The sequence below is a fragment of the Porphyromonas bennonis DSM 23058 = JCM 16335 genome (assembly GCF_000375645.1).
Classification (GTDB): Bacteria; Bacteroidota; Bacteroidia; order Bacteroidales; family Porphyromonadaceae; genus Porphyromonas_A; species Porphyromonas_A bennonis.
Genome location: NZ_AQWR01000080.1, coordinates 1 through 2,096, shown reverse-complemented (window position 1 = coordinate 2,096; position 2,096 = coordinate 1). Strand labels below are relative to the sequence as shown.

The 2,096-nt window shown below is 55.9% G+C and carries 2 protein-coding genes; one reads left to right on the top strand and one right to left on the bottom strand.

Going from position 1 to position 2,096, the window contains the following annotated elements:
* Window positions 1–1,503 (top strand): outer membrane beta-barrel family protein (locus B088_RS08125; RefSeq protein ID WP_211204673.1); only part of this gene is annotated, 1,503 nt, incomplete at its 5' end.
* A gap of 4 nt (window positions 1,504–1,507) precedes the next feature.
* Here B088_RS08125 and B088_RS08120 read toward each other — a convergent pair.
* Window positions 1,508–2,096: MBL fold metallo-hydrolase (locus tag B088_RS08120; RefSeq protein ID WP_018107930.1), on the bottom strand; the 589-nt coding region annotated here is incomplete at its 5' end.

Below are 2,096 nucleotides of genomic sequence, written 5' to 3'. Positions count from 1 at the left end.
ACGAACCCCATAGCGACTTGCAAGTTTCAAGGGGTGACCCTTGGGAGAGAAGAAGCAATAGCGAATTCGTGGCCTGACGAACAGAAACCTAATACTAAGGCGTATCAAGCGGACAAGCTGGCAAAGGACAGTGAAGTTCCAAAAGGCAACCGTAACCTTGATACGTATGATGCTAAGGAGCCGCGTCTGACAGGCACTGCCTATTGGGAGTCCGCCTTTGGACAGCGTGGTCATCGTGTATGGGCAGAGTTGTCCGGTGTCAGTCTTACTAATCGGTCTCGGCTGGACTTCGTCGGTACCGACAGGGCAAGTACACTGTCTTATATGACCTATTTGGAGCATAACGACATCAATACCTCCGGCGTGAGTCTCAATAACGACTACGCCTTTTACCTCGATGACAAGCACAAGAACATACTGGAGGCAGGGGTCAAGATGTCCCTCAGTGCGACGACGAACTATCGGGATCACGACAGCGAGATGACTGGTCAGACTGCCGCAGTGACCCAGGAGAATAAAGTTCGCTGGACGGAGCTAGCCTTTGCTCCCTATGTCAGTACCACGCTTCAGATGAGTGATCTCTGGTGGGTCAGGGGCGGACTGAGGTACATTGGCACCCGGGCGTCCTTACACCAGCTCGAGCCAGCGGCGTCATCGTCTGATGAGGACGTCTCGCGCTACAGCGGCTCCTGGCTGCCTACGCTCCATATCACCTACTCGCCCGGCCGCAGCCACAAGGTGGCTCTGCGGGTCAATAGCACGATCACTGAGCCGAAATACCAGGATCTTAATCCCTTTATGTGGCAGACCAATGCGCATACCTTTTACCAGGGTAACCCTCGGCTGAGACCGCAAGTGAGCTACTCCTCAGCGCTGCAGTACGCATACGGCGGCTCTTTTTCACTGTCAGGAGTTGTGGAAGGGGGACGCAATATGATAGCGGCGGTGTCGACGGTGAAGGGGGATGAGGTACTTACCCGTGTGGAGAACGCCCAGGATAGGCTCTTCCTCGGACTGTCGGCAAGCTACTACTACGACAAGCTGAGCTGGCTCAGTGCCAGTGTGGACGGATACTATGGACGGAGCAGATATACAGCTCTTAGTCCGTCGCTGCCGATGCGGACGGATGGCACGGAGTGGGGGGTGAATGGGTTTCTGTCCTTTAATTTCAATGAGTCTCGCACCTGGACCGGCTATGTCTCGGGGGACTATACCGGGCGAACCAAAACCACCGTTGCCGTCGTGAAGCCTCAGTACAGTATGGAAGCGGGGACGAGCTACAGTCTCCTCGATCGACGTCTCACGCTGTCACTCTCCGGGCTCAATCTATTTGCCTCCGGCTATCGCGGGGAGAGTCGTAGGGAAGGGTATAACATCCGATTTGATAACAGGTACTCTTACCCCACTCTATACTTCTCTATTTCCTATAAGTTCTCCAATGCCAAGGACAGCTCGTCCTTCCGCTCACAGACTGCCACGAGAGATATAGAACGACGATTCTGATCGACTACAGCTCGATGGTCAGGCCGTCGTAGGCAGGAGTGATGCCGGGAGGACAGAGGGTGCAGATCTCCTCATGGGTTCCGAAGTCGTGGTCAATGTGGGTGAGATAGGTCTGCTCCGGACCGATGCGGTGGATCACCTGTAGTGCCTCGTCGAAGCTCAGGTGTGACGGATGCTCCCTGATCCGGAGAGCGTTGATTACCAATGTGCGGATGCCCCTGAGAATCTCATAGCTCTCCTCGGGTAGGGTCTTGCAGTCGGTGATGTAAGCGAGGTCTCCGATGCGGTAGCCGAGGATCGGGAGCTGACCATGCAGCACAGTGAAGGGCAGCACATCCGCATAGCGCTCGTCTGCCACAGGCTCCCCGGGAGTGAGCGGGTGGAGCTCCAGTGTGGGCGAACCGGGATACTTCTTTGGACCGAAGGAGTAGGGCATCACCCGGTGAAGCGCATCGATCACTCGCGGTAGGGCAAAGATGGGGAAGGTGTGGTGGTGATTGGAGAAAGCCCTCACGTCATCCATCCCGCCTATGTGGTCGTAGTGCTCGTGGGTGACAAAGATCGCATCCAGGTGATCCAGCTCCTCACGCAGC